This is a genomic window from Streptosporangium sp. NPDC003464 (genome assembly GCF_053588315.1).
The window spans coordinates 14,384-37,386 of the sequence record NZ_JBSFPS010000073.1 but is presented as its reverse complement, the minus strand read 5'-3'; the positions used below and the strand labels follow the sequence as shown (position 1 = coordinate 37,386).

Sequence of the window (23,003 nt, the reverse complement as noted above, 5' to 3'; positions counted from 1 at the left end):
GGCGGCGGGCTTGGCGCTGCTGCCGGCGCCGGCGGTCTCCGACGAGCCGCATGCCGAGATCGTGAGGGGGGCCACGGCGGCGCGGGACCCCGTGGAGATCGCCGGCGAGCCGGAACGCCGACAGAAGTGACATAAAGTAGCGAAATGGTAATTCTGGACGGCGGACTGGCCACACATCTGGAGGCGCTCGGCGCCGACCTGCGGGACGAGCTCTGGTCGGCCAAGCTCCTGATGGAGAACCCCTCGGTGATCAGGCAGGCGCATCTCGACTACTTCGCCGCCGGAGCCGAGGTGGCGACCACCGCGAGTTATCAGGCGAGCATCCCGGCGTTCATGCGCCGGGGGCTGAGCGCGGCCGAGGCAGAGGAGCTGATCCTGCTGTCGGTACGGCTGGCCGCCGAGGCCAGGGACTCCCACGGCACCGGCACGGTGGCCGCCAGCGTCGGACCCTACGGGGCCTACCTGGCCAACGGCGCCGAATACACCGGCGACTACGACCTCGACGAGGACGGCCTCGCCGACTGGCACCGCGACCGCTGGCACATCCTGGCCGGCAGCGGGGCCGACCTGCTGGCCTGCGAGACCATCCCGTCCTACGCCGAGGCCAGAGCGCTGGCCCGACTGCTGGCCGAGACGCCCGGGACCCGGGCCTGGGTGAGCTTCTCCTGCCGCGACGGCGAGCACATCAGCGACGGCACCCCGCTCAAGGAGGCCGCCGCGCTGTTCGCCGGCGACCGGCAGGTGATCGCCGTCGGTGTCAACTGCACGGCCCCGCGCCACATCCCCAGCCTCATCGGCCGGATCGAGGGCAAGCCGGTGATGGTCTACCCCAACTCCGGCGAGACGTGGGACGCCGTGGACCGCCGCTGGCTGGGGCTGACCGATCCGGTCGAGTTCGGCGCGGCGGCGGCCGGGTGGCACGCCGCGGGCTCCGCCTTCGTCGGCGGCTGCTGCCGCACCACCCCCGAGCACATCCGCCAGATCCGCGCCCACCTGGCGGAGCCGCCCACCGCCTGAGAGCCCGGCCCCGGCGGAGCCCTCCACCGCCTGAAAGTCCGGCCTGATAAAAACGTTTTAATAAAACCGCCGGCGAAGTTACGCGGGACGCGCCGCTGTCAACATCCGGGTGCGGCCGTCCGAAACTCCGCGACGGCGCCCCGCCGGCCACGGCGGGGCGCCATCGGCCACGGCGAGGCATCGTCGGCCACGGCGGGGCACCGTCGGACGACCCTGGCGTATCACCCCAGAAGTGGACACAATTACCAATGGTGTCGCGCACCGCCCGCCGGGGCCGCCCGGACGCCGTCGAACCCATCTCGGCCCCCGCCGAGGAACGACTCACAGTCGGGAGATTTCTTGTTCGTCGACATGCCCCTCGAGCAGCTCAGGAACTACCGCCCCGAGCTCCGGGAACCCGCCGGGTTCGACGCCTTCTGGGAGCGGACCCTGGCCGAGACGCGGCTGCATGACCTGGCCCCCGTCTTCACCGAGGTGGAGACGGACCTGGCGCTGGTGCGCTGCTTCGACGTCCGCTACGCGGGCTTCGGCGGGCACGAGATCCGGGGCTGGCTGCTGGTCCCCGCCGCGGCCGAGGGGCCGCTGCCGTGCGTGGTGCAGTACATCGGCTACAACGGCGGCCGGGGCATGCCGCACGACTGGCTGACCTGGCCGGTGGCCGGGTGGGCGGTCCTCGTGATGGACTCCCGGGGGCAGGGCGGCGGCTGGCGCGCGGGCGAGACCGCCGACCCGGTCGGCGGCACCTGGGGCCAGGTCCACGGCAAGCTCACCCAGGGCGTGCTCGACCCCGACGACTACTACTACCGCCGCCTGTACGCCGACGGCGTCCGCGCCGTCGAGGCCGCCCGCGCCCACCCGCTGGTGGACCCCTCCCGCGTCGTGGTCTCGGGCAGCAGCCAGGGCGGCGCCCTGGCGATGGCCGTCAGCGCCCTGGTCCCGGACCTGCTGTTCGCCTTCATCGACGTGCCGTTCATGTCCCACATCCGCCGCGCCGCCGAGATCACCGACGAGGAGCCCTACGCCGAGATCGGCCGCTTCCTCAAGAACCACCGGCACCGCCTCGACCAGGTCTTCGCCACTCTCGACCACTTCGACGGCATGAACTTCGCCGCCCGCAACACCACCCCCGCCCTCTTCTCGGTGGGCCTGCGCGACGGCGTCACCCCCGCCTCCACCGTGTTCGCCGCCTACAACCACCACGCGGGCCCCAAGGACATCCGCGTGTGGCACTTCAACGCCCACGAGGGCGGCGAATCCGCCCAGGTGGCCGAGCACCTCAAGGCCGCGCGGGACCTGCTGGCCGGCCTGTCGCCCGTCACCGGCGCGGCCCTCCGGACGGAAACCGCGGCCGAGCCGTCCGGAGCGCTGACGCCATGATTGGCGCACCGAGGTTTGTTACGTTTTAATCAATGCCCATGAGTTCGGTGAGCATCAAGGATGTCGCGGCACGTGCCGGCGTCTCCCCCGGCACGGTGTCCAACGTGCTCAACCGGCCCGAGAAGGTCGCCGAATCCACGCGCGTGCGGGTGGAGGGGGCCATCCGCGAGCTCGCGTTCGTCCGCCACGGTTCGGCCTCCAGCCTGCGGGCCGGGCACAGCCGCACCATCGGCCTGTCGGTCATCGACATCGGCAACCCGTTCTTCACCGACGTGGCGGCGGGCGTGGAGGAGGGGGCCAGCGAGCGCGGATACGCGGTGATCCTGGGCAACTCCTCGGGCGACCGGCTCAAGGAGGAGCGCAACCTGCTGGTCTTCGCCGAGCAGCGGGTCCGGGGGGTGCTCATCACCCCGGCGGGGGCCAACCTCACCAGGCTCGACCGGCTGAGGGAGCACGGCATCAGCGTGGTGCTGGTGGACCACCCCGCCGAGCGGGCCGACCAGTGCTCCGTCGCGGTCAACGACGTCACCGGCGGCGCCCTGGCGGTCTCCCACCTGTTGAGCGGCGGGGCCGGGCGGATCACCTACGTCACCGGGCCGCTCACGGTCCGCCAGTGCCTCGACCGGCGGACCGGGGCCGAGCGGGCGCTGGCGGCGGCGGGCCGCGACCCGGGAGAGGCGCTGGTGGAGATCGAGACGGACGCGATGAACGCCAGGGCGGGTCAGGCGGCGGCCGAGAAGATGATCTTCGAGGGGCGGCTGCCGGACGCCGTGTTCTGCGCCAACGACCTGCTGGCCCTCGGCATGCTGCGCGGGCTGCTCCAGGCCGGCGTCCGGGTGCCCGAGGACGTCGCGCTCATCGGCTACGACGACATCGACTTCGCCTCGGCCTCGGCGGTCTCGCTCAGCTCGATCCGGCAGCCGACCCACCGGCTGGGCCGGGTCGCCACCGAGCTGCTGCTCGACGAGTGCGACAACCCGGAGTCCCACGCGCACCAGCAGATCATGTTCCAGCCGGAGCTGGTCGTCCGCGAGTCGACCCGCTGACCCCGCGGCGGCCCTGACCCCTCACCGGCGCCCTCCGCCCGGGTCCGTCCCGGTGCCGCGGATGCGGGGCGGTCGCCGCCGGAGCCGTCGATGTCACGGCGGCCTTCCCGAATTCTCCTCGTTCGGCGGTTACCGGCCGGGTGGAGCCGTCCCGGCCGGTCATTCTCGGGGCCGGTCTGCGGACCACCAGGCAGAAGTGCCCTAAATCCTGCCAATCCCCATTTATTCCCCATATCCGCTTTAACTATTTTATTAGCGCCGAAATCATTGAATGCGGTGATTCGCCATGAGTGCTGCCGATCATTGACCGACGGATCGGAAGCGGGCCTGGAACCGTCAGCCGGGCGGGACCGGGGACCGTCAGCGGCGCCTGCCGGCTTCCTTGGCGGCGCGGGCGGCCTCGACCTTGGCGCTTGCGGCGTATTTGTCGACGTATTCCTGGCCGGACAGCTCCATCAGCGCGTACATGATCTCGTCGGTGACGGCGCGCAGGACGAGGCGGTCCTCCTCCATCCCGTAGTAGCGGGAGAAGTCGAGCGGCTTGCCGAACCTCACCCCCGGGCGGATGCCCAGCTTGGGCACGGGACGGCCGGGGGGCATCATCTCGAAGGTGTTGACCATCGCCCACGGGACGACCGGCACCCGCGCCTCCAGCGCCAGCCGGGCCACCCCGGTCTTGCCCTTGTAGAGGCGGCCGTCGTGGGAGCGGGTGCCCTCGGGATAGATGGCGAGCACCTGGCCCTCGCTGAGGATGCGCTTGCCGGTGCGGAGCGCCGCCTCGCTGGCCTTGCCGCCCGAGCGGTCGATCGGGACGGTGCCCACACCGCTGAAGAAGGCCCGGCTGAGGACGCCCTTGAGTCCGCGGCCGGTGAAGTAGTCGGACTTGCCGAGAGAGATCACCTTGCGCGGCAGGAAGAGTGCCCCGAAGAAATGGTCGGCGAATGACAGGTGGTTGCCCGCCAGGATTACCGGACCCTCCTTGGGCACGTTCTTCACGCCCTCCGCCCACGGACGGAAGACGAGATGGAGGAAGGGCCAGAGGATGGCCTTCACCACCCAGTAGAACACGTGAGGCTCCTTCGGTTGACAGGCGGGACCTTGAGTTATCTTCGCACCTCCGGCGCCGACCAACTACACCGCGAAACCACTCAAATCGACCTCTCGCAAAATACGCCCCACTCGTGCGACGATCGGGCGAACCTTACAAGGAGCTGCGATGCCAGTCATGCCCGGCGCGGAGCCGTACCACCATAAAGGTGGTCAGATCGGCGTCCTGCTCTGCCATGGATTCACCGGATCGCCCCAGTCGCTGCGCCCGTGGGGCGAACACCTGGCCGCGGCGGGCCTGACCGTGGCGCTGCCCCGGCTGCCCGGCCACGGCACCACCTGGCAGGAGATGAGCCGCACCCGCTGGGAGGACTGGTACGCCGAGCTGGACAAGACCCTGGCGGACCTGCGGGGCCGCTGCTCCGAGGTCTTCGTGATGGGCCTGTCGCTGGGCGGGTGCATGGCGCTGCGGCTGGCCCAGGTCCACGGGGCGGGGATCAGGGGGCTGGTGATCGTCAACCCGTCGGTCGCCAACGACGTGCCGCTGCTCAGACTGGCGCCGCTGCTGCGGCTGGTGGTCCCGTCGGTGCCGGGCGTGGCGGGCGACATCAAGAAGGAGGGGGCGACCGAGCTAGGCTACACACGCACACCGGTCAGGGCCGCGGCCACCCTTCCCCGGCTGTGGGCGCTGACCCAGGCGGAGCTGGGCAAGGTCACCCAGCCGGTGCTGGTCTTCCACAGCCCGCAGGACCATGTGGTGAAACCGACCAGTGTGCGTATTCTGCGTGAGAGGCTGAGCGGGGGGAATCTTAATGTGGTGGAGCTCAACAACAGCTACCACGTCGCGACGCTCGACAACGACGCGGATCAGATCTTTACCGGGAGCCTGGAGTTCGTCCACGCGAACACCTCGGTACCCTTGCAGAGAGACTGATCACGGGTGGGGGATGCGCGGTTTCCAGGAGGAAGTGGCCGGCCGATGAGTAACGAGCCCAGCTAAGTGACACCTCAAAGCGATGAGGACGAGGTCTGGCGTCAGATCGTCGCGTCCTTCAACGACACCGCTGTACGCGACTCGGCCGACCAGCCGTGGCCGGACAGCGAGAACCTGCCCTCCGAGCCTCCCCGACGGGTGGTCAAGCAGTCGGACGAGGACAGGCCCCCACCGGCCGAGGAGGACTTCCCCGACGCCGGTCCCGAGCAGGCGGACCCCGACGACGAGGGTCACTACGTGCCCCCGCCGCCGCCCCCGCTGCCCAAGACGGACACCACCACCAAGATCGCTTGGCTGGCCCTCTTCGGTGGCCCGGCCTACCTGCTGCTCAGCGCCGCCCTGAACTGGAACCTGCAGGGCTGGATGCTGTTCACCGCGGTCGCGGCGTTCATCGGCGGCTTCGTGGCGCTGGTGGTGCGGATGGGCGACGGCCCGCCCAACGACTCCGGCTGGGACGACGGCGCGGTCATCTGACCGCTACGGCTTGGCCCGCCCCGACGTGCCGAGCCGCTCGATCACGTCGGTGTAGCGGCCGTTGGCGTCGACCACGTGGCCCACGGTCAGCACCGTGCCGGTGCCCGGCAGGTAGGTCACCGACTGGAGCCTGACCGTCCGCTGGGCGACGGTGGCGGCGCCGCGCAGCGCCCTGACCGTGTGGCCGTCGTAGCGGAGCAGGAACGCCTCGCCGGGCTGCTCCAGGTCCACTCCGGAGATCCAGAAGTGGCCCTTGCCGTCGCCCGTCACGCCGTACAGGCGCACGTCGCCGTCGGGCGGGGTCACCTGGGACCACTTCTTGCCGTTCCAGGACAGGATCAGCGGACGGGCCCTGCCGGAGTCGTCGTAGACGCCGCCGACGGCCAGCGCCCGCTTCGACCCGTCGAGGTAGATGTCGCGCAGGTAGCCGCCGGGGATGTCCGGGATCTGGTAGGGCTTCCAGCGCCCGCCGGACAGCCTCGTGACCAGCGGCCTGCCGCCGGTGTCGCCTACCGCCCACCCCTCGCTCTTGCCGGCCAGGGCCACGCCGTACAGCGTGCCCTTCCCCTTGAGCTGGCTGATCTTCCATTTGCCGCCGCCGCCGCCGCTGACGACGAGCGGCTGCCTGTCGCGGCGGCCGACCGCGACCATCCGGTCCGGGGTGGCCGCCACCCCGCCCAGCCAGTCGCCCACGCGCATGCTGTCGACGGTGACCCGGTCGAAGCCCGTCCCGTCGCCCCTGGCCAGGTAGGGGAGGCTGTCGTGGCCCTCGCCGACGGCCCACAGCTCGGTCGGGGAGGCGGCCGCGACCGAGCGCAGCAGCGCCGCCCCGGTGGGGTCGTTGCGGATGCCGACCTCGGTCCAGCTCGCGCCGTCCCAGTGGGTGATCGCGCCGCGGCTCTGCCAGATGTCCCAGACGCTCTGCTGGCCCACCGCCCAGACGCTGGTGGCCGAGGCCCCGGCCACGTCCGACAGCGACCCGTCGCTGCTCAGCCGCGCGCTGGTCGGCGCCTGCCATGCCTCCACCGCGGGCGGACTGACAGGCTCGGCATGGGCGGCGGGCAGGCGCGAGGACAGCAGGAGCAGGCCTCCCACGCACAGCGCCAGCGCACGCCGCGGAAGGCGACGGGTCATGTTCAAATGGTAAGGGCCACGCTCGGCCGGCGTATGCCGCTCCCCCAGGTTGCCGTCCCGGCGGAGCGCCCGGCCGGACGCCGGCACGGTCGCAGACCCCGCCCCACCAGGACACTCCAGACGCTCCAGGCACCCCGCGCCCTCGTGCCCACCGGCCACCGGGAGGCCCCGGGCGCCCCGCTCCTTCCCAGGCGGCCGCCGCCAGAGCACTCGCCCCCACGCCGCCCCGCCTACCGGCCACCGGGACACCCCGTCCCCTCCCAGGCGGCGGCCGTCAGAGCGCTCGCCCCCGCGCCGCCCCGCCTACCGGCCGCCGGGAGGCTCCGGGCGCTCCGTCTCCTCGAGCGCGCCGCTCCGGCCCTGGACGCGCTCCGGGCGCTCGCCGTCCCGGGGGAGCGGGCCGCCCAGTTCGGCGACCACCGGTAGATGGTCGGTGGCCGCCGCCAGATCGGCCGGATCGGCCTCGGCCCCGCCGCAGGAGAGGACCGGGAGCCCGGCCACCGCGAAGATCGCGTCGATGCGGTGCCTGGGCCCCCGGGCGGGGAAGGTGAAGCCGTCACCGCGCGGCGAGACCGGGTAGCAGTCGGTCAGGTGCCCGGCCAGATGGCGCCAGGACGGCCCCTCGGAGTGCTCGTTGATGTCCCCGGCGAGCACCGGCAGCGCGCCGAACCGGTCGGCGGCGGCCCGCAGCAGGGCCAGCGCCTCCCCCGCGTGGTGCAGCCGGGCGCCCTCGTGGAGGTCGAGGTGGACGGAGCCGACGGCCACCCGCCGCCCTCCGGCCTCCACCACGGCGATCGCGATCGCCCGCCGCTCCAGGCCGAAGAAGAACTTCAGCAGGTGCCCCTCACCGTGCAGCAGCCGTACGCCCGGGCCGACCAGCACGGCCACCCCACCCGGACGGCGGCCCGCCGCCACGGTGAGCCCGCCGGAGGCGGCCAGCCGCCTGCGCCGGCGGCGCCAGCACAGGAACCGGGGGGCCTCCTGCACGCAGAGCACGTCGGCGTGGAGCGCGGTGATCACCCGCCCCAGCGCGGCGACGTCGTCTTTCATGGAGCGCACGTTGTAGCTGGCGACTCTGAGCACCACGGCTGCCTCACCCGACAAAACGCCATGAAACGTGATGAAACCTGCCGCGAGCGTAACCGTGCGGACCCCGGCGTACCAGGGCCCCCGCCACGACTCCAGCCTCCGGCGCGCGAGAGCACCGCCTCAACCGCTTGGAAGCATCGCCTCAACGCCTCCGGCGGGATCCGCCACGCCTCCGGTGCTCCGGTGCGCGCATGACCCCGCCCCGACGTCCTCCGATGCCGGAGCAGCGCCTCAGCGGCTCCGGGCGAGGTCCGCCGCGCCGACCAGACCCGCCGACGCGCCCAGCTCGGCCAGGCGGATGTCGGCCACGGGACGGTGCCCCCGGCCGGTCAGGTTGCGGGCGTAGGCCTCGCGGACCTGGTCGATCCAGAGGTCGGCGGCGCGCGAGACGCCGCCGCCCAGGACGAAGCACCCGGGGTCGAGGACGGCGGCGAGATCGTCCAGACCCTGGGCCAGCCAGTCGGCCATCGTGGAGAAGGCGGCCAGCGCGGCCGGGTCTCCCTGCCTGGCCGCCTCGGTGACCTCATGACCCTCGATCTGCTCGGGGGTGCCGCCGGCGATCTCCAGCAGTCCGGCGGCGCGCGCCGGGTCGGCCTCGGCGATCGCCCTGGCCTCGGCGACCAGGGCGTTGCCGCTGGCGTACTGCTCCCAGCAGCCGAGGTTGCCGCACCCGCACAGGCGCCCCTCGGGGACCACCTGCATGTGGCCGAGCTCGGCGCCCATGCCCCAGCGGCCCCGGTAGAGCGAGCCGTCGAAGATCATCCCGCCGCCGATGCCCGTGCCGATGGTCACGCAGACCAGGTGGCTCTCACCGCGCCCGGCGCCGAACTTGGCCTCGCCCCAGGCCATCGCGTTGGCGTCGTTCTCCACCACGACGGGCAGGCCGACGAGGTCGGAGACCTTCTTCTGCAGCGGCTCCTCGCGCCAGGCCAGGTTGGGCGCGAAGTGCACGATGGACCGGGTCTCGTCGACGAACCCGGCGGCGCCGAGACCCACGGCCTCGATCTCCCTGCCCTTGGACAGCTCCCGGACGGCCTCGGCGATCGTCTCGGCGACCTGCTCGGGGTTGGTGGCCGGGGTGGGCCGCAGAAGATGCTCGACGATCCGGCCGTCCTCGTCCACGACGCCCGCCGCGACCTTGGTCCCGCCGATGTCAACGCCGATGGTCAGCGCCATTGTCCACCCTTTTCCCCTGGGTCCGTCCCAGGTCTCCCCCTGGGCTCACCCCAGGTCGATGTGCTCCACGGGGGTCTCTTCCCTGCCGCGCTCCCGCGCCCGCTGCCCGGGCGTGGGCTTGTTGAGTCCGTCGACGGCCGACTTGAACGCGGCGAACAGCTCGCTGCCGGCCTGCATCAGGTGGTCGGCGACCGCCCCGCCGGACTCGCGCTGGGCGGCCATGGCCCGGCAGACGGGGCAGGCCCGGCAGATGTATTCGTCATGCTCGGAGACCGCCTCCTCCCACACGTCCCGGCCGCCGCCACGGCCCGTGCCGCTGGAGAAAGCGCTGCCGAACCCGGTCATCGTGCCCTTGATCAGGTTTTTGCGCAGTTCCTTGGCCGCTCTCTGCTGGAGCGTGTCGAAGAGCTTGAACGCCTCTTCGGCCGCGCTGCCCAACGGGTCTCTGTCACTGCCGGGCTTCTCGGTCTTCTCGGTCTTCTCAGTCATCAGGCCCTCCCGTCTGGAACCGTACCCGGAGAAGGCCGTCACGGAGCACGGCCTCTCGCACGGGCCTGCGGGCCAGGGCGGCGGGCAGGGCCAGGACCCGGCGGTAGGGGCCCGCGTCGACGATCAGCTCGTCGCCCTTGCGGGCCAGGTCCACCTCGCCCTTCTCGGCGAGCGGCAGGGCCAGGATCAGCTCGCCCTCGGGGGTGATCCGCAGCGGCGGGTCCACGGTGGGCGGGGCGAAGGGGTCACCCTGGCCGTACATGGCCTCGGCGACCTGGGCGAGGGCGGCGGCGCCGACGGGCTCGGCGTCCAGGTAGGGCACGGTGTGGATGGGCAGCGGGGCGAAGGACTGCTCGACGTCGGCCAGGTGCCTGGCCTGGGCCTCCACCCACCGCCGCCGCCACGGGTCGGCGCCCTCGGCCGGGAAGACCCGGTTGGCGATCACCGCGTCGACGCGGTAGCCGTACAGGCTGAGGGAGGTGAGCGTGCGGCGGGCCTCGGCCAGCACGACGGCCTCGGGGGTGAGCACCAGCCGGACGCTGGCGTCGGGACCGGTGAGCAGCTCGCGGACCTCCAGCAGGCCCCGGTGGAGGCGCTCCCCCGCGCCGACCACGTGGTCCTCGGGCACGCTGACCTGCGCCACCCGGCGGATCAGCGGGGAGAGGGTGCGCAGCAGCCGCCTGCCGACCGGCAGCAGCCGGTTGACGTGCCAGTCGAGGGCCTCGGGCAGGGCGAGCAGCCGGAGCGTCTCGGCGGTGGGCGCGCAGTCGACGACGATGACGTCCCAGCGGCCGCTGCGGGCCTGCTCGCGCAGCTCCAGCAGGGCGATGACCTCGTCGGCGCCCGGCAGGACCGTGATCTCCTCGGCGGTGACCTCGTCCAGGCCCAGCTCGGCGAACAGGCCCCGGGTGTAGTCGCGCAGGTCGCCCCACTGGCGCTCCAGCGCCTGCTGGGTGTCGACCTGGTGCAGGTAGAGGCCGGGCGAGACCTCGGTGGGCCCGTCGCCGGCGCTCGCGCCGAGCGCGTCGGCGAGCGAGTGGGCGGTGTCGGTGGAGACCACCAGCGTCTTGTGCCCCGACCGGGCCGCGAGCGTGGCGGTGGCGGCCGCGGCGGTCGTCTTGCCGACGCCGCCCTTGCCGGTGAACAGCAGGACCCTGCTCACGCGCCCTCCCCGCCGGCCGGCGTGGCCCCGGCCCGGCGGGAGCGTCCGCCCGGCTCCCTCACGAGGCCTCGACGCGCTTCTTCAGCCCCTTCAGGGCGGTGTCGATGATGACCTTCTCCGCCTTCCGCTTGATCATGCCGATCATCGGGACCTTGAGGTCCACGGCGAGTTCGTATGTCACCTCGGTGCCACTGCCCCCGTCGGTCAGGCGGTAACTCCCGGTGAGCCCGGAGACCATCTTCCCCGCCTCGGCGATGTTCCAGCCGACGGAGTCCTCGCCGTGCCAGGTGTAGGCCAGGGTGTATTCGTCGCTGATCACGCCGGCGTCCAGGACGAACCGGACCGTCGCCGGGCGTCCGTCCTCGTCGGTGGACAGGACCCGCGCGGACTTCACCTGACCCGCCCACTCCGGGTATGAGGCGAAGTCGGCGATCACCGTCATGATGGGCGATCGGCCGGCGCCGATCATGATGCTCGAAGTGGTGCGATCAGCCATGGGGTTACCGTACTCGTTCATCGTTCCCAGGCGAACGTCTGGCTCACCACTCCAGCACGAAAGGGACTCCCCTGCCGCGGAAGTGGCCGACGTTGAGGCACTCGGTCCTGCCGATGCGCGTGCGGGCGGTCAGGGGCTGGTGCACGTGGCCGAACAGGGCGTAGCGCGGCTGGGTCCGCTTGATCGCCTCCAGGGTGGCCTCGCTGCCCCGCTCGAAGCGCCGGGCGACCACGTCGTAGAGCAGCTCGGGGACGGCCGGAGGGATGTGGCAGCACAGCACGTCCACCTCTCCCACGGCCTCGACCTTGCGCGCGAACTCCTCGTCGTCGATCTCGTTCGGCGTCCGGTACGGCGTGCGCAGCCCGCCCCCGACGAAGCCGAAGCGGAGGCCGCCGATCTCCACGGTCTGCCCGTCGAGCACGTGGTGGCCCTCCCTGAGGTATTCGGGCCAGTAGCGCGGCAGGTCCACGTTGCCGTGGGTGAGATAGGCCGGGGTCGGCATGGCGGCGAAGATCTCGCGGTACTGCCGGCGGACGGAGCGCTCGATGTGGTCGCGGGGGTCGCCGTCCAGCGACGCCCACAGCTCCGCCGACATCGCCCGCGCCTCGTCGAACCGCTTGGCCGTGCGCAGCGCGATGAACCGGGTGGCCTTCTCCCGCCCGAACAGCTCGGGGAAGATGCCCTGGGAGTGGTCGTCGTAGTCGATGAACAGGATCAGGTCGCCCAGGCAGACGAGCGCGTCGGCGCCCTCCCCCGCACGCGCCAGGGCGTCGGCCTTCCCGTGCACATCGCTGACGACATGAACCCGCATGCCGGACATCCTAACCAACCGTTAAATACGGACATAAGTAACAACTCGGATGCGACATCAGTGGCGGAAGGTCAGCCCGAGGAGCCCGCGAGATGAGGCTGATACCGTGAAATCGCCCTCGGCAACGCCTGGGTAACGGATCTACCCGTGCGTAACTTATCGCGATAGCTTCCAGGCAGCCCATCGATCCGTGCGTCTTCAGGAGTGACCCGTGCGCGAGTACAGCGTCCCCGTACTGGTGGATGTCCCCGCCTCCGCCAACCTGACCGACACGGTGTTCCAGCGCGCCGAACGGGAGCCGGGCACCGTCTGCCTGCGCCGCAAGGTCGGCGACGACTGGGTCGCTGTCACCGCCGGGGAGTTCCGCGACCAGGTCGCCGCGGTCGCGAAGGGACTGATCACGGCCGGGATCGAGCCCGGTGACCGGATCGCCCTGATGTCACGCACCCGCTACGAGTGGACCGTGATCGACTACGCGATCTGGGCCGCCGGCGCGGTCAGCGTGCCGATCTACGAGACCTCCTCCGCCGACCAGGTCAAGTGGATCGTCGCCAACAGCGGCGCGGAGGCCGCCTTCGTGGAGCTGGAGTCGCACGAGGAGACCCTCCGTGAGGCGCTGGCCGAGCTGCCCGGCTTCAAGCACCTGTGGCGCATCGACGACGGCGCGCTCGACGGGCTGAGCGCCGACGGCGCCGAGGTCCCCGACGAGACGCTGACCGGGCGCAGGACCGGCCGCGGCATCGCCGACCTGGCCACCATCGTCTACACCTCGGGCACCACCGGCCGGCCCAAGGGCTGCGCCCTGTCCCACGACAACCTGCTGTTCACCGCCAGGAACGTGGCGGCGGGCCCGCTGGACCAGCTGTTCACCGTGGACGGCCGGGCGGCGCTGCTGTTCCTGCCGCTCGCGCACGTCTTCGCCCGCATGATCCAGGTCGTGCTGGTCGAGACGGGCACGGTGCTCGCGCACACCCCCAACATGAAGAACGTCGCCCCCGACCTGCAGGGCTTCCGGCCGACGTTCCTGCTGGGCGTGCCCCGGGTGTTCGAGAAGGTCTACAACGGCGCCGAGCAGAAGGCCGCGGGCGACGGCAAGGGCAAGATCTTCCACGCCGCCGCCGCCACCGCCATCGCCTGGAGCCGGGCGCAGTCGGCGGGCGGGCCCGGCCTCGGCCTCAAGGTCAAGCACGCCCTGTTCGACAAGCTGGTGTACGGCAAGCTCCGCGCGGCCACCGGAGGCAGGCTGTCGGCCGCGGTGTCCGGCGGCTCGGCCCTGGGCGAGCGGCTGGCCCACTTCTTCCGCGGCGTGGGCATCGAGGTCTTCGAGGGCTGGGGCCTGACCGAGACCTCCGCCCCCTCGGCGGTCAACATGCCGGGCGCCAACAAGATCGGCACCGTCGGCAAGCCGTTCCCCGGCGTCACGATCGGCATCGGCGACGACGGCGAGGTGCTGGTCAAGGGCCGTCACGTCTTCGGCGGCTACTGGGAGGACGAGAAGGCCACCGCCGAGGTGATCGACGCCGACGGCTGGTTCCACACCGGCGACGTCGGCGAGCTCGACAAGGACGGCTACCTGCGCATCACGGGCCGCAAGAAGGAGATCCTCGTCACCGCCGCGGGCAAGAACGTCGCCCCCGCGCCGATGGAGGACCTCATCCGGGCCCACCCGCTGATCAGCCAGGCGATGGTGGTCGGCGACGACCGCCCGTACGTCGCGGCGCTCATCACCCTCGACCCCGAGGCCCTGGAGCAGTGGAAGGCGGCCAACGGCAGGGCCGGGGCCGGCCTCGCCGACCTCAGCGCCGACCCGGCGATCCTCGCCGAGGTGCAGACGGCGGTCGACCGGGCCAACCGATCGGTCTCCAAGGCCGAGCAGATCAAGAGGTTCGTGGTGCTCGACAGCGACATCAGCGAGGAGAGCGGCCACCTCACCCCGACCCTCAAGGTCAAGCGCAACATCGTGATGCGCGACTTCGCCAAGCACATCGACTCCCTGTACAACTGACGCTCCCCTGTACGGCCGGCGCCGCGTCCCCGGTCCGCTCCGGCGGGCGCGGCGGGCCGGCCGGGCCGGTGCGAGAGATCCACGGGACACGCCCTAAGGGGGCGGCGATCCGAGCAGCCGGGCGAAGCGGGCGGCGACGAGGTCCCAGTCCCACTCGCGCGTGACCCACTCGCGTCCGCGCTCTCCCATCGCCCGGGCCCGCGCCGGATCCTTGAGCAGGCCGATCAGGGCCTCGGCCACCTCGGCCGGGGAGGTCCCGTCCACGACCAGGCCGGTCTCCCCCCGCAGCACCGCGTCGGGGGCCCCGCCCGACGAGCCGGCCACCACCGGCAGCCCGCTGGCGGAGGCCTCCAGGTAGACGATGCCGAGCCCCTCCACGTCGATGCCGCCCAGCCGGGTGCGGCACGGCATGGCGAACACGTCGCCGGCGGCGAGGTGGGCGGGCAGCGACGCCGCCGACACCGGCCCGGTGATCCTGACCGAGCCGCCCATCGGCCGGGCCAGCCGCTCCAGGGTCCTGCGGTACGGCCCGCCGCCGACGAGCAGCAGCACGCCGTCCGGCACGGCCCGCAGCACCTGGGGCCAGGCCCGCAGCAGGACGTCCTGTCCCTTGCGCGGCACCAGCCGCGACAGGCAGACCACGACCGGCCGCTCCCCCAGCCCCAGTGCCGCGCGCACCTGTCCCCCACCGGCGTCCGGCCGGAACACCCCGGTGTCGACGCCGGGCGCGAGCCGTACCAGCTTGCCGGCGGGGATCACCCGGGCCAGCCGCTGCCGGGTGTAGTCGCCCAGGTAGGTGACCACGTCGGCGTGGCCGCCGATCCTGGCCAGCAGGCGGCGGGCGAGCGGGACCTGGGCCCAGGAGGCCTCGTGGCCGTGGGTGACCATGACGACGCGGTCCGCCCCGGCGGCGCGCATCCTGGGCGCCAGCAGGCCCAGCGGGGCCGCCGCCCCGAACACCACGGTGTCGCACTTGGACTCGGCGACCAGCTCCGCGGCCCGGCGGGCGACCCCGCGCGTGGGCAGCATCAGCGAGGTGGGGTGCCGCACGACCGGATACGGCTGCCGCGCGTCGAACGCCTCGCAGCCGGGCCAGCGCGGGGCGTAGACGGTCACCGAGTCCGGCGGGAGGCAGGCGGCCAGACCGTGCACGAACGACTGGATGCCGCCGGCTCTGGGCGGGAAGTCGTTGGTGACGATCAGCGCACGGTTCACGGCTCCTGCATGCCGTTCAGCAGGGCCCAGGAACGCGCCATGGCGATGCGCTGCGGCGCGGTGGGATGTGAGACGTAGAGCACGTATTCGACGCCGTCCGGCGACAGGTCCGAGATGTTGGTGACCGACAGCCGTTTCTGCATGGACACGAACACCGCCGGGTCCCTGGTCAGGTCCAGCGCGTGCGCGTCGGCGCGGGCCTCGATGTGCCTGCTGACCAGGTTCTGCGCCGGCCCGGACAGGACCGTGGCCAGGCTCAGCAGCCCCACCAGCAGGCCGGCCGCCCTCGGGTCGGCCACCGAGGCGATCCCGGTGCGCCGCCGTACCGGCCCCCAGGACGTCACCAGATAGAGCAGGCACGCCCCGCAGGCCGCGCCCAGGCCGCCGACGAGCGTGCCGTACAGCACGTCACCGGCCTTGGCGTGGCCCAGCTCGTGCGCGACCACCAGCTCGACCTCGTCCGCGGGGGCCCGCAGCAGCGTGTCGTAGACCACGATCCTGCGGGTCGCGCCGAACCCGGAGACGTAGGCGTTGAGCGCGGTGGTCCGCCGGGAGGCGTCGGCGACGAGGACGTCCTCGACGGGCACGCCGTCGCGGTCGGCCATGGCGAGCAGGTCGTCGCGGAGCTGTCCGGCGGGCATCGGCGTGAAGTCGTTGAAGACCGGCTCGATCAGCACCGGGTAGGTGAAGGAGGCGGCCACGGTCAGCACGAACGCGCCGACGGCCGCGGGGATCCACCAGCGCCGGTAGCGGCGCGCCAGCGCCACCACCGCGAGCACCATGATCGCACTCAGCCCGGCCTGGATGCCGATGTTCTTGAGCCGGTCGGCCGTCCAGTCCGGCCAGTGCTGGGTGGACAGGCCGAACTCGCGCAGGTAGGTCTCCGACCACATGCCCAGCGGCCAGCGCAGGATCTGCGTCGCCGCCGACAGCGCGAGGACGCCGAGCAGCACCCGCAGCCACCACGGCCCCCGCAGCCGGCCCAGCAGCCGCGCGCCCAGCGGGGTGGCCACCAGGAGCCCGGCCACCACCAGGGTCAGGCCCAGCGACAGGTAGGCGGGCGCGCTGAGCACGGCGTCGAAGACCTCGGAGCGGGCGATCTGGTCGGGGGTGAAGTCCCGGGCCGGGTCCGGGGCGACGGGCGGGGCCGCGGCGGGCAGGGCCCGCCAGGGCGTGGTCAGCGCCACGATCGCCAGCGTGGCCACGCCGAGGGCGGCCAGCGCCCACCCGGCCGCCCGGACCCCCGGGCGCGCCTCCGTCACGACCGTCGTCATCGCAGCCCTCCCCGCGGGACCGGACGGCCCGCCGCGCCCTCCGCGGCCGGCACCTCTCTGCGGACCGGGCGGTCCGCCGCGGCCGGCACCTCTCTGCGGACCGGGCGGTCCGCCGCGGCCGGCGCCGCTCCGCGACACGGGTGGTCCGCCGCGGCCGGCGCCGCCGGGGCGCGCCGGCGGCCGGAGGGCGTGTCCGTCGTGGTCCGCGTCATGCCAGTTCCCTCCGGAGGTGGTCACGCCAGGCGGCGGTGAGCTCCGCCCGCGACAGGCCCAGTGCGCTGCCGACATCGCTACCGTAGAGCCTCACCAGCGCCTTCTCGCCGAAGCGCTCCGCGATGTAGCGGCAGGCGAGCCAGGCCTCCTCGTAGGACTGCGCCAGCCGCGGCGCGCCGGGGGCGAAGTCGGCGGCCTCCGGCAGCCGGGCGGGCAGGGTGCCCGCGCGCACCTCCTCGGCCAGCTCCGCGGCGGCCTCGCGGACCCCGATCCCGGCGTCACGGTATCCCACGTAGTCGGCGAACCCCTCCGACAGCCACGCCGGCACCCGGCCGCCCCTGGTCGCGCCGGTGGCCACGTGCGTGAGCTCGTGGGCGATCACCACGTCCCGGCCGACCTCGCTGAGCTCCGCGTAGCCCGACGGCAGGACGATCACCCGGTCGGCGGTGGCCATCGCGGCCAGGCCGCCGGTGCTCCCGGCGCCCGCGAGCGCCGCCGCCTCGGCGTCGGTGGCGGGAAAGAGGATCACCGGCCGGACCGGCCCCCAGATCCGCCCGACGGCGCGGCCGGCGCGGTCGGCCCGCGACGCCAGGTCGCGGAGGTCGGCCCGGGGGACGTGGTGGCCGATCACGACGGAGTGCTCGCCGCGGACCACGGTGGCGGAGCCGGGCCAGGGGTCGCGCGTCCGCTGCGGAAGCGGTCCCGCTCCGGCGGTCAGGCCGGCGCCCATCAGCGCCAGCATCCCGGTGAGCACGGCGCGGCGCCCTCTCGGGGCGGACATATGAGTCGATGCTACTCGACGGACACGGAGCGGCCCCGTCCACTCGACGGACATGGAGCGGCCCCGTCCACTCGACGGACATGGAGCGGCCCCGTCCATCCACCGGGGAGACACCGTTGGCGAAGTAGATAAGACAGAAGCGGCCCCGTGATCACTAATGTGATCACGGGGCCATTTCACGTGTTGAGGGGGCGCGCCTGGCCAGCTTCACCGCTGAGACCACCAAAAACACGCCTGTGAGGACGGGGATGACAACCAGCTCCGGGATGCACGCCGGATCCGCGCGGCCTCTAGGCTTTGCCCGTGAAGACGGACGACTTAACCGGGCGCATCGTCGCCACTGTCGCAGTGCTGATTGGGGACGTGGCTCTGTTGATGGCTACGGGGTTCGCCATCAACTGGGCACGCAACCGGAGCGTGCTGTGCGACGGCGCCACTGTGCTCTGCTCGGGCGGAGACCCCTCTCCCGCGCAGTGGCAGGCGGAGATGACCTTTCGCTCCACCGTCGCCTACGGCTCCTTCACAGTCATGGCCTTGATCTTGATCGTCACTGTGGTTGCTGCCTGGCGGCGCCGACGTAATGGCATCGTGGTCATGCAGTTCGTGGCCTTCGCAGCCGTGGCGGCGCTCGCGGCCTTGTGGGAGCCGTACGCTCCGCTGCACTGACCTTCTTAGTTGAATCTCATTACGCTGCCGGAAGCAGAGCGGCGAAATGCGAGGTGCGGGTCGGGGCCAGCGGCGTTCCGGTAAGCCATGCGTCGAGCCGGGTGAGGTTCATCGCCGCGGCGATGAGAAGGTGCTGGAGATGGGTCTTGGCGGTCCCGCGGTAGCGGGATCTGCGCAGGCCAAAGCCATCGACACCTTGGGCGATGGTGCCCTCGACACCTGCCCGGTGGGCATAGCGCTGCTGCCATTCGTCGATGCTTTTCCTCTGTCGTGCGCGTTGCAGGGCTTCATGCTCCTCCTGCGGGCGCAGGGTGATGCGTCGGCCTTTGGCCCCGCGGGTGCAGAGGTCCCGGCTGGGGCAGTCCTTGCAGTCACGCATCGAAAAGCGCACGCGGATGACCGGGGTTCCGCCTTGGTCGGTTTCGTTGGCCCAGGGCAGGCTGGTGGCTCCGGCGGGGCAGGTCATGACGCGGTTGTCCCAGTCGATGGTGAAGTCGCTGACGGCGAAGCCGTTGCCCTCGGCGCTTTGCCAGGCGTTGTCGGGCATCATCGGTCCCAGCAGCTCGATGCCGCGGCGATCGGCGCGTGCGAGGTTGTGCGCGCTCATGTAGCCCTTGTCGGCCAGATGCACCGCCGGTGTCAGCTCGTGCGAGGCCAGGGCCTCCTGAACCTGGTCGGTGGCTTCGTAGTCGCTGCCAGGCGACGGGGCGGTGATCACGTTGGTGATCAAATGCGGGGCGTCGGTGTCGCACGTCTCGGTGAGGTGCACCTTGTAGCCGTCCCAGTGCGAGTCGCGCTTGGTTCCCGATCAGGCCTCGCCGTCATACGGAGAGATCTGGCGGATCGTGCCTGGCGGCTGCTCGTCAGGGGCTCGCCAGCGCAGTTGATCGTCGATGGTGACGTACTGCTGGATCCATACGTGGCGCAGCGTCTGCACCGCGGGGAGGTCGCGCAGCCATCCGGGAGCGGCCGGGCGAGTACACCGCACGCAGGACGCCGTTCCCGTCGGCGCCGATCTCGTGGCCAAGTCGAATGCGCTCAGCCTTGTTCTGGGGCAGTCGATAGTCCTCAACGCGAGCCTCGTAGCGCTCGAACCACCCACGTTCGGCCTGAGCGAGCAGCCAGTCAGGTGCGGCGGCGGCCAGCGCGTTGAGCGCGGCGCGCACCGTTTCATGCACCTGCTCCAGCCGATTCATCGTGCGCATAGCCGTGAGCACATGGGTGGAGTCCGTCCGCTGCCGATCACCGGCTCGCAGCAGCCCGGCGGTCATGGCACGCTCCAGGATCGTGTCCAGCAGGCTTTGTTCAAGCGACCCTGCGATCAGGCGAGCCCGGAACTCGCTGAGCACCGAGTGGTCGAAGCCGGCGTCGGTCAGCTCTGACCCGAGCGCGTACTTCCAGTCGATCCGCGCCCGCACGGCCTCAGCCGCCTGCCGGTCGGACAATCCCTCGCCGAACTGCAGGATCGACACCAGCGCCAGCCGAGCAGGGGACAGCGCTGGCCGGCCACGAGCGGAGAACGCCACGGCGAAGTCACCGTCCTGGAACAGGACACCCAACGCATCTCGGATGCGGATCGCCAGGCTGCCTTTCGGGAAGGCTGCCCGGGCTACCATCAGGGTTGCCGTCGGGATCTGATCTGGACCAGTCGAACGCAGCGACACCCACGACTCCATCCGCGAGCAAGAACGACAATAGCGGCCCCGTGATCACAGACGTGATCACGGGGCCGCTGCTTTTTGATCTACTTCGCCAACGGTGTCTCCACCGGGGATGGGCGGGGCCGATTCCCTCCGTCAGCCGCCGGGGCGGACCGCTCCGGCGAAGGAGGACTTGTAGTACCCCTTCAGCCGCACGGTCCGGACCGTCTTGCCGCTGCTCGGCGAGTGGACCATCTTGCCCTTGCCGACATACATGCCCACGTGGCCCTTGCCGTAGAAGAACAGCAGGTCACCGGGGCGCAGGCTGCGCCACGAGACCTTCTTCCTGACGGCGCGGTACTGGCTGTGCGTGATCCGGGGGAGGGAGACGCCGGCCTTGCGCCACGCGTACTGGACGAGCCCGGAACAGTCGAACGCGCCGGGACCGGAGGCTCCCCACCGGTACGGATCGCCGATCTGCTTCGTGGCCGCCGAGACGGCCTTGGCCGCCTTCGCCTTCTGTCGTGCGACCTTGCTCGTGCCGGCCTTCCTGGTCTTGCCCGTCCCGGCCTTGGCGGCCTTCGCGGTGCTTTTGACCTGGATGACATGCACGTTGTCCGTCTCCGCCTGTGCCGCCGCGGAGCCCAGCGCGACCGCTCCGGAGGAGGCGGTCAGGGTGAGTGCGACACCGCCGAGGGAAAGGCGGGCAAGGCGCGACAGACGAGGGTTACGCAGGGTGGTAGACAGGATTTCTCCTTGGGACTTCCACTGATGCCTACCGGGTTAGCTGACGGATTCGGGCGGGGAAGTCGCCCTACGGCATGACATATGCCGATTCACCCCTGGCCATACCTTGAGGGCCCTTGGGTCCCCGGTTCCATGCCTCCTGGCTGCACGGATTCGGCAGGCCGCCGCGGGTGGGGTCCGACCCCTCAGGGGAGCGGCGGCCAGTTGGATTCTTTAGCGGAATGCCGGCTTCCGGGCAGGCATCCATCGCGGTGACATGGCGTGCCACCGCGACGCCAGAAGGTACTCCGATCCCCAAATTTCAGCAAAGCAATGCAAAGGAAATGGAGATCGACAAGGACTTCCGAAGTTCCGTAATCCCTGCGTGATAGGCGGTTCTCTTATCCCGTTATGACTCTCGTCACATTCTCCTGAGCATCATGTGAAGATCGTCTTTTATGTAACATCAGTCACACTTATTGCGATCTTCGATCCCCGCCGGCGGAGCGGGTCGCCGGGCCAGGACTCGCAGGCGTTGTCCGCCTCCGCGGTGATCGCCGCCAGGCGGCTCCGGTCGGCGTCGACGTCGGCGTCGGCGTCGAAGACCCCCTCCTCGCCGTAGCGGGCGGTGAACGTGCCCGCGCCGTCGACGCGCCGCTCCTCCAGCACCCTGCCGATGCCCAGGGCATAGGAGAGCACGGCCGGGGGCGGGGCCCACCCCACGCCCCCGGGCCGGGTGGTCCTGGCGGTCCGGCCCGCCGTGTCGTAGACCGTGGCGGTGGTGGCCGCCAGACCTCCCGGGTCCCGGGCGGCCGCGCGGGACATCGACGCCCCCGCTGAACGCGGACGCCTCTCACGAGAGCCGCGGCGAGGGGCGTCCGGCGGACCTGAGGCAGGGCCGTACGCCTGGCCCGGAGCGGCCGGCTACTCCAAGCGCCTGACCGTCAGGGGCGGACGGACACTCCGGGAGACCGGCGGTCGGGGCGGACGGACGCTCCGGGAACGGACATTCCGGGAGAGGCCATCAGGGACGGACAGCCATCGCAGGCACCCGGCGGTCAAGAACAAGCCCAGGCGCCCGGCGGGCAAGCACAGCGGGCGGCTGCTCCGGGAGACCGGCCGTCAGGGGCGGACGGCCCCGACCAGGCGGCGGCCGTAGGCCGACAGGGGGACGACCTTGACGACGTCTCCGGTCTGCGGGGCGTGGACGATCCGGCCGTTGCCGGCGTAGATGCTCACGTGGCCCAGGCCCTCGCTGAAGATGAGGTCTCCGGCCTGGAGCTCGCTCAGTGAGACCTTACGGCTCGCGCCCCAGCTCCACTGCTCCCAGGTCGTACGGGGGAGGCTGACGCCGCCGCTGCGCCAGGACGCCTGGACGAGGCCGGAGCAGTCCCAGCCGCCCGGACCCGTGCCTCCGTACTGGTACGGCTTGCCGATCTGGGCGAAGGCGAAGTCCAGGGCGGCCCGGGCGTTGCCCGAGGCCGGGCCGTTGTACTGGATCCCGGTGCTGTTGGGGTTGCCGGTCTTGAAGGTGCCGAGCTCGCGCAGCAGCTTGGTCTGGGCCCTGACCATCTTCTCGACCTTGGCCTTCTCCGCGGCCAGCTCGTCGCGTGTCGCGTCGGCCTCGCCCAGGGCGACCTTGGCCTTGTCGCGGTTGTCGCGCAGCGCCTTGTTGGCCTCGTCGAAGGCCTCCAGGGAGCGGGCGCGGGCGGCGGACATCTGCTCGGCCCTGGCCAGGCCACCCAGCAGCAGCCCGGGGTCGGGCTGGCTCATCAGGCCCTGCCAGCCGGTCACACCGGCGAGCTGGTAGCTGCTGACGGCCATCGTGACCAGCTCCTGGCGGAGCCCGGCGACCTTGGCGTTCTGGCGCGTGAGATCGGTGTTGAGCGTCTCGTACTTCTTCCGGGCCTTCTTCAGCTTCTCGCCGGCCTGGTTGTACTTCTCGACGACCTTGTCGGCCTGCTCGTTGAGCTTGTCCAGCTTCTTCTTGGCCTGAGCGACCGTCGGTTTCGGCTCGGCGAGAGCCCCGCCGACCGGCAGCAGGAGCAGCGCGAGGGCCAGCCCTGCGGCCATCGGCATCCGCCTGAATCCAACCGGCATACCTGCCACGGCCACAGTGCCGCCTCCCCAAGTGCAAAGACCTGGGCGGAATAGTACAGAACTAGTAAGGG

21 protein-coding genes, 1 pseudogene and 1 riboswitch are annotated in these 23,003 nt (G+C 71.6%); of the genes and pseudogenes, 7 read left to right on the top strand and 15 right to left on the bottom strand.

Annotation, left to right across the window (positions count from 1 at the left end):
* The first annotated feature begins 144 nt into the window (after nt 1–144).
* From mmuM to ACWDS7_RS18365, 3 genes are all read left to right on the top strand, one after another.
* On the top strand, nt 145–1,017 hold the full coding sequence (mmuM, locus tag ACWDS7_RS18375) for a homocysteine S-methyltransferase (RefSeq protein ID WP_451930238.1): 873 nt from the start codon (nt 145–147) through the stop codon (nt 1,015–1,017).
* A 339-nt stretch (nt 1,018–1,356) separates the two neighbouring features.
* Nucleotides 1,357–2,394 carry an acetylxylan esterase gene (locus ACWDS7_RS18370; protein WP_451930237.1) on the top strand — a complete coding sequence of 346 codons (1,038 nt, stop codon included), beginning with the start codon at nt 1,357–1,359 and terminating at the stop codon, nt 2,392–2,394.
* Between the two features lie 38 nt (nt 2,395–2,432).
* Complete coding sequence (locus ACWDS7_RS18365) at nt 2,433–3,440, top strand: LacI family DNA-binding transcriptional regulator (RefSeq protein WP_451930236.1); 1,008 nt, start codon at nt 2,433–2,435, stop codon at nt 3,438–3,440.
* Between the two features lie 360 nt (nt 3,441–3,800).
* Here ACWDS7_RS18365 and ACWDS7_RS18360 read toward each other — a convergent pair whose 3' ends face one another.
* Nucleotides 3,801–4,508, bottom strand: a complete 708-nt coding sequence (locus ACWDS7_RS18360) for a lysophospholipid acyltransferase family protein (RefSeq protein ID WP_306857627.1) — start codon at nt 4,506–4,508, stop codon at nt 3,801–3,803.
* A 148-nt stretch (nt 4,509–4,656) separates the two neighbouring features.
* Between ACWDS7_RS18360 and ACWDS7_RS18355 the strand changes: the two genes are divergently transcribed.
* Both ACWDS7_RS18355 and ACWDS7_RS18350 read left to right on the top strand, forming a co-directional pair.
* On the top strand, nt 4,657–5,421 hold the full coding sequence (locus ACWDS7_RS18355) for an alpha/beta hydrolase (protein ID WP_451930235.1): 765 nt from the start codon (nt 4,657–4,659) through the stop codon (nt 5,419–5,421).
* 66 nt (nt 5,422–5,487) lie between these two features.
* Nucleotides 5,488–5,955 (top strand): hypothetical protein, encoded by a 468-nt coding sequence (locus ACWDS7_RS18350; protein ID WP_451930234.1) that lies wholly within the window; start codon nt 5,488–5,490, stop codon nt 5,953–5,955.
* 3 nt (nt 5,956–5,958) lie between these two features.
* On the opposite strand, the gene ACWDS7_RS18345 is transcribed toward ACWDS7_RS18350, so the two are convergent.
* The 7 genes from ACWDS7_RS18345 to ACWDS7_RS18315 all read right to left on the bottom strand — a co-directional run bounded on the left by ACWDS7_RS18345 (nt 5,959) and on the right by ACWDS7_RS18315 (nt 12,312).
* Nucleotides 5,959–7,089: a hypothetical protein gene (locus tag ACWDS7_RS18345; RefSeq protein WP_451930233.1), complete on the bottom strand. Its 1,131-nt coding sequence runs from the start codon at nt 7,087–7,089 to the stop codon at nt 5,959–5,961.
* A gap of 303 nt (nt 7,090–7,392) precedes the next feature.
* Complete coding sequence (locus tag ACWDS7_RS18340) at nt 7,393–8,172, bottom strand: endonuclease/exonuclease/phosphatase family protein (RefSeq protein ID WP_451930239.1); 780 nt, start codon at nt 8,170–8,172, stop codon at nt 7,393–7,395.
* Nucleotides 8,173–8,409: 237 nt separating this feature from the next.
* On the bottom strand, nt 8,410–9,354 hold the full coding sequence (locus ACWDS7_RS18335) for an ROK family glucokinase (RefSeq protein WP_306857618.1): 945 nt from the start codon (nt 9,352–9,354) through the stop codon (nt 8,410–8,412).
* Nucleotides 9,355–9,399: 45 nt separating this feature from the next.
* The gene (locus ACWDS7_RS18330; RefSeq protein ID WP_451930232.1) at nt 9,400–9,843 is read right to left on the bottom strand and encodes a hypothetical protein; all 444 of its coding nucleotides are present in this window, start codon (nt 9,841–9,843) and stop codon (nt 9,400–9,402) included.
* A complete protein-coding gene (locus ACWDS7_RS18325; protein WP_451930231.1) occupies nt 9,836–11,005 on the bottom strand; it encodes an ArsA family ATPase in 1,170 nt (389 codons plus the stop codon). The genes ACWDS7_RS18330 and ACWDS7_RS18325 overlap by 8 nt, the downstream gene beginning before the upstream one ends.
* Before the next feature lie 58 nt (nt 11,006–11,063).
* Nucleotides 11,064–11,501 (bottom strand): SRPBCC family protein, encoded by a 438-nt coding sequence (locus ACWDS7_RS18320; protein WP_306857615.1) that lies wholly within the window; start codon nt 11,499–11,501, stop codon nt 11,064–11,066.
* Nucleotides 11,502–11,544: 43 nt separating this feature from the next.
* Nucleotides 11,545–12,312: a metallophosphoesterase family protein gene (locus tag ACWDS7_RS18315; protein WP_306857614.1), complete on the bottom strand. Its 768-nt coding sequence runs from the start codon at nt 12,310–12,312 to the stop codon at nt 11,545–11,547.
* 211 nt (nt 12,313–12,523) lie between these two features.
* Between ACWDS7_RS18315 and ACWDS7_RS18310 the strand changes: the two genes are divergently transcribed.
* The gene (locus tag ACWDS7_RS18310; RefSeq protein ID WP_451930230.1) at nt 12,524–14,317 is read left to right on the top strand and encodes an AMP-dependent synthetase/ligase; all 1,794 of its coding nucleotides are present in this window, start codon (nt 12,524–12,526) and stop codon (nt 14,315–14,317) included.
* 93 nt (nt 14,318–14,410) lie between these two features.
* Here ACWDS7_RS18310 and ACWDS7_RS18305 read toward each other — a convergent pair whose 3' ends face one another.
* The 3 genes from ACWDS7_RS18305 to ACWDS7_RS18295 all read right to left on the bottom strand — a co-directional run bounded on the left by ACWDS7_RS18305 (nt 14,411) and on the right by ACWDS7_RS18295 (nt 17,800).
* Nucleotides 14,411–15,532, bottom strand: coding sequence for a glycosyltransferase family 4 protein (locus tag ACWDS7_RS18305; RefSeq protein ID WP_451930229.1), 1,122 nt, complete (start codon nt 15,530–15,532; stop codon nt 14,411–14,413).
* Nucleotides 15,529–16,806, bottom strand: a complete 1,278-nt coding sequence (locus tag ACWDS7_RS18300; RefSeq protein ID WP_451930228.1) for a M48 family metallopeptidase — start codon at nt 16,804–16,806, stop codon at nt 15,529–15,531. Before ACWDS7_RS18300 ends, ACWDS7_RS18305 begins: the two co-directional genes overlap by 4 nt.
* A gap of 208 nt (nt 16,807–17,014) precedes the next feature.
* On the bottom strand, nt 17,015–17,800 hold the full coding sequence (locus tag ACWDS7_RS18295; protein ID WP_451930227.1) for a hypothetical protein: 786 nt from the start codon (nt 17,798–17,800) through the stop codon (nt 17,015–17,017).
* A 303-nt stretch (nt 17,801–18,103) separates the two neighbouring features.
* Between ACWDS7_RS18295 and ACWDS7_RS18290 the strand changes: the two genes are divergently transcribed.
* The gene (locus ACWDS7_RS18290; protein WP_451930226.1) at nt 18,104–18,466 is read left to right on the top strand and encodes a hypothetical protein; all 363 of its coding nucleotides are present in this window, start codon (nt 18,104–18,106) and stop codon (nt 18,464–18,466) included.
* A gap of 19 nt (nt 18,467–18,485) precedes the next feature.
* On the opposite strand, the pseudogene ACWDS7_RS18285 reads toward ACWDS7_RS18290, so the two are convergent.
* From ACWDS7_RS18285 to ACWDS7_RS18270, 4 genes and pseudogenes are all read right to left on the bottom strand, one after another.
* Nucleotides 18,486–20,130, bottom strand: a pseudogene (locus tag ACWDS7_RS18285) (IS1182 family transposase).
* Between the two features lie 132 nt (nt 20,131–20,262).
* Nucleotides 20,263–20,718 carry a C40 family peptidase gene (locus tag ACWDS7_RS18280; protein ID WP_451930225.1) on the bottom strand — a complete coding sequence of 152 codons (456 nt, stop codon included), beginning with the start codon at nt 20,716–20,718 and terminating at the stop codon, nt 20,263–20,265.
* Between the two features lie 145 nt (nt 20,719–20,863).
* Nucleotides 20,864–21,022, bottom strand: a riboswitch (cyclic di-AMP (ydaO/yuaA leader).
* 266 nt (nt 21,023–21,288) lie between these two features.
* On the bottom strand, nt 21,289–21,657 hold the full coding sequence (locus ACWDS7_RS18275) for a hypothetical protein (RefSeq protein ID WP_451930224.1): 369 nt from the start codon (nt 21,655–21,657) through the stop codon (nt 21,289–21,291).
* 297 nt (nt 21,658–21,954) lie between these two features.
* Nucleotides 21,955–22,911, bottom strand: coding sequence for an NlpC/P60 family protein (locus tag ACWDS7_RS18270; protein ID WP_451930223.1), 957 nt, complete (start codon nt 22,909–22,911; stop codon nt 21,955–21,957).
* Nucleotides 22,912–23,003: the final 92 nt, after the last annotated feature.